The sequence below is a fragment of the Nostoc sp. genome, assembly GCF_041747015.1.
Taxonomy (GTDB): domain Bacteria; phylum Cyanobacteriota; class Cyanobacteriia; order Cyanobacteriales; family Nostocaceae; genus Nostoc.
Genome location: NZ_JBGTFY010000134.1, coordinates 1 through 4484 on the forward strand (window position 1 = coordinate 1; position 4484 = coordinate 4484).

Here is a 4484-nt window from a genome sequence, read left to right on the forward strand (position 1 = left end):
TCGCAATTCGCAATTCGCAATTGTGGACGTAATTGATAATTGAGCTGTTGGGGTACAAGCTCCTAATTTCAATTATGAAAAGAAACAAAACACATAGTATCAATATTTAAGCCCCTCATTCATAAGCCACTGCGGTGGACAGGTTTCCCGGCATAAAGCAAGTGGCGTGAGTGGGATATTATTAATTACGAACTGCGAATTGCGAATTGCGAATTGGAAATGACAGCAGCTTCTTGTTCAAATCCTCCAGATTCCCGAAAATCAGCTTTGGTTGGACGCTTTTCGGAACGTGAATCAACTTCTCGTTTTAACTGTGCTAAACCCAAGACCGCGCAATTGAATTGTTTAGCGATCGCCCTGAGTTGTTTCAAGATTGAGTCGATTTCTTGCACGCGGTTTTCGCCACGTTCACGGCGCATTGGTTCAATCAACTGCACATAATCCACAATTACCAAACTGACTGATCCACAACGAGCTTGTATATCTTGCAAATCACCCTTGATTTGTGAGGTGGTAATTACAGGGTTGTCATTCAACCAAAATGGTAGCGCCATCCCCTCAGCACAGGCTTGAACTAAAGGATTCCAGTGAGATTCCCGGAGTGCATTGCGTTTAAAAAGCAGATCAGCAGGAACATTGGGTGCTGCCAGCCTTGAGAGGGTCTTTTTGACCATTTGTGAGGCAGAGATTTCTAAAGCGAAATAAGCGGTTGTTAAGCCGCTAGCAGCAGCCCGAATGCCAATATCTAATGCCCAGGTGGACTTGCCGATTCCGCCGCGACCTCCAACGACGGTCAAAGCACCAAAAGGCGAACTACTAGTTAAAATTGCCATTACTGATAATGGTCAGGGGATGAGCGAACAAGTCAAATCAAAAATATTTGACCATTTATTTACGACAAAAGCTGTTGGTAAAGGAATAGGATTAGGACTCGCGAACGCTCGTCAAATTGTGGAAGAAACCCACGGCGGAAAATTGAGTTTTAACTCTGGTCTGGGTCTAGGTAGTGAATTTATCATTGAAATTCCGGTATGATTTTTGGCGGTTTTTGGTAAATAACTTCAAATATCTGGGAATACTAAATCTGGAAATATTCAGGATTTAGCAGCATGGTTAGCACTTTAGTCAGTATTCCCGGATATTGCATCACTGAAGAACTATACAATGGTTCCAGAACCCTTGTCTATCGAGGCTATCGAGAGACTGACTCATTACCAGTAGTGATTAAACTGCTAAAAAATCCTTATCCCAGCTTCTCTGAACTCTTGTCGTTTCGCAATCAGTACACCATTACCAAAAATCTCAACTCACCCCTGATCGTTCAAACTCATAGCCTCCAAGCGTACCAAAATGGCTATGCGCTGGTGATGGAAGACTTTGGCGGGATTTCTCTCAAAGATTATTTCACCTCTGACCAGACGCGATATATCGCCTCTAGTGAAGAGTTTTTACGAATTGCGATCGCTCTCTGCAACACCTTAGATATATTGTATCGGGAGCGAATTATTCATAAAGACATCAAACCTGCCAATATTTTAATTAATCCAGAAACCAAACAAGTTAAATTAATCGACTTTAGTATCGCCTCCTTACTACCACGAGAAACGCAGACACTCATCAACCCCAATGTCTTAGAAGGGACACTTGCTTATATTTCCCCAGAACAAACGGGCAGAATGAATCGGGGGATTGATTACCGAACTGATTTTTATTCTCTGGGTGTGACTTTCTACGAGTTACTTACTGGAGTTTTGCCATTTCAATCAAACGATCCAATGGAGTTGGTACATTCTCATATTGCAAAACAACCTCCTTTAGTTATCAGAGATGAGATACCGCAGGTGATTTCAGATATCGTGATGAAATTGATGGCAAAGAATGCGGAAGATAGATATCAGAGTGCGTTGGGACTGAAGTTTGATTTAGAAAATTGTTTACATCAGCTACAACTTAATGGTGTAATAAACGCTTTTGAAATTGCACAAAGGGATATGTGCGATCGCTTCATCATCCCTGATAAACTCTATGGACGAGAAACCGAAGTTGAAACCCTACTGCAAGCCTTTGAGAGAGTTTGTCTCGGTGCAACAGAAATGATGCTGGTAGCTGGTTTTTCAGGGATTGGAAAAACAGCAGTTGTTAACGAAGTTCATAAACCAATTGTGCGGCAACGCGGTTATTTTATCAAAGGAAAATATGATCAATTTCAACGCAATATTCCCTTCTTTGCATTTGTCCAAGCCTTCCGGGATTTGATGGAGCAATTGCTAACAGAAAGTGACGTTCAAATTCTGGAATGGAAAAATAAAGTATTATCAGCCGTTGGCGAAAATGGACAGGTAATTATTGAAGTCATCCCCGAATTATCAAAAATTATTGGTGAACAAACACCCGCCATAGAATTATCAGGAACAGCAGCACAAAATAGATTTAATTTATTATTTCAAAAATTTACTCAAGTCTTTACCAGTGCAGAACATCCCTTAGTAATGTTCCTTGATGATTTGCAATGGGCAGATTCAGCATCACTGAAGTTAATCCAGCTATTGATGGCTCATACAAATCATCTTTTCTTAATTGGTGCGTACCGTGATAATGAAGTAGATCCGGGACATCCATTAATGTTGACTTTGAATGAAAGTCAAAAAAACCAAGCAACGATTAATACAATTACGTTAGCACCATTGAGTCAAATAAAAGTCAATCAGCTAGTTGCTGACACACTCAAATGTCCAGAAGATTTGGCATGGACTCTTTCTCAACTGGTATATCAAAAAACTCAAGGTAATCCGTTTTTTGCAACCCAGTTTCTGAAAGCATTGCATCAAGAAAATCTCATTCAATTTGATTTTACTTCAGGTTTTTGGCAATGTGACATTGCACAAGTAACGACTCAATCGGTTACAGATGATGTTGTGGCTTTTATGAGTTTTCAATTGCAAAAACTGCCACCATCAACTCAAAATGTCTTGCAGTTATCTGCTTGTATTGGCAACTCTTTTGATTTAGCAACTTTGGCAATTGTTTCACAACAATGCCAAGCCGAAACGGCTACTGCTTTGTGGAAAGCATTACAAGAAGGGTTGATTTTACCAATTAGCGATGTTTATAAGTTTTATGTTGGGCAAGAAAACCAAGTAGTTAGACAAGAAAATCAACAACCTGTTACCTATAAATTTTTACACGATCGCGTTCAACAAGCGGCCTATTCCTTGATTCCAGAAGATCAACAACAGTCCACTCATTTAGCGATCGCTCGGTTGCTGCGACAAAGCACCCCAGACACCGAACTAGAAGCCAAGATTTTCGAGATTGTCAACCATTGGAACAGGGCGATCGCAATTATCCTTGACCAATCGGAAAAAGATAATCTTGCCCAACTTAATCTAATTGCTGGACGCAAAGCTAAAGCCTCGAATGCTTACGAACCAGCTTTCAAATATTTCACTACAGGTATAAATTTACTGCCTGATGGTGCTTGGCAGACCCAAACCAGCCTGATATTAGGATTGCAGGAAGGAGCAACAGAAGCGGCGTATTTATGCGGTAATTACGAGCAAATTGAGCAGGGAGTAAAGGTAATTTTAGCTGCAAATCTCCAAGCGACCGAATACGTCAAAGCCTACGAAATCCAGATTCAAGCCTATACAACCCAGGGGAGATTTCAAGAGGCGATCGCGATTGCCCAGACTGCTTTAACCAAATTTAACACTTATCTTCCAGAGCAACCGACACCGACAGATATAACATCGGCTGTAGAAAAGGTAACGGAATTGCTTAATGGTAGAACTGCTGAAGATTTACTCGATTTGCCTGTGATGACAGAACCAGAAGCATTGGTAATTATGCAGTTACTTTCTAGTGTTACCGGTGCAGCCTATCTTTCTGCTTCCCAACTATTTCCATTTATTGTTCTGACTCAAGTTATGTTGTCGATTCAGAAAGGTAATAACTCCCTATCAGCCTTTAGTTACATTAACTATGCGATTTTATTGAGCAATATGTTAGGGGATTTGGATACAGCTTATGACTTTGCTCAGATGTCATCACAACTAGTGGCAAAACTCAATGCACGTTTTATCCAGCCAAAAGTTAATCTTCTCCTGTCCGCGTTTTTTATCCATTATAAATCTCATTTTCGCAACAGTTTAGCTTTATACAGTGAAGGTTTCCAGACAGGCCAGGAAGTCGGCGATATAGAGTTTGCAGGCTATAACGTCCACCATTTGTGTCAGTGCGCTTATATAGTTGGTAAGGATTTAAATACTTTGGCGACAGAAACAGAGCCTTATTTAAATACCCTATCCAAGCTCAATCTCAAAATATGTTTAAACTACTCTCAGATTGTTTTACAAGCAGTTGAGCGGCTCCAAAATAGTCAAAACCAGTCAACTTTGACAAATAAAACAGAGCAAATACACGCCGAACTCACCGCTACTAATGATTTAATTGGATTGCATTATTATTGGGTCTATAGCCTGACT

2 protein-coding genes and 1 pseudogene are annotated in these 4484 nt (G+C 40.4%); 2 read left to right on the forward strand and 1 reads right to left on the reverse strand.

The window, feature by feature from the left end:
- Nucleotides 1-185: 185 nt before the first annotated feature.
- Complete coding sequence (locus ACEW80_RS09730) at nt 186-833, reverse strand: DnaB-like helicase C-terminal domain-containing protein (protein ID WP_373526375.1); 648 nt, start codon at nt 831-833, stop codon at nt 186-188.
- Here ACEW80_RS09730 and ACEW80_RS09735 point away from each other — a divergent pair.
- Nucleotides 820-1035 (forward strand): annotated as a pseudogene (locus ACEW80_RS09735) (ATP-binding protein); the annotation flags it as partial. The gene ACEW80_RS09730 and the pseudogene ACEW80_RS09735 sit on opposite strands and share 14 nt — an antisense overlap.
- A gap of 74 nt (nt 1036-1109) precedes the next feature.
- A partial coding sequence (locus tag ACEW80_RS09740) for an AAA family ATPase (protein ID WP_373526376.1) occupies nt 1110-4484 on the forward strand: 3375 nt, incomplete at its 3' end.

Coding starts and splice junctions, on each gene's coding strand:
- ACEW80_RS09730 (WP_373526375.1), bottom strand. CDS start 833: ATGGCAATTTTAACTAGTAGTTCGCCTTTTGGTGCTTTGACCGTCGTT.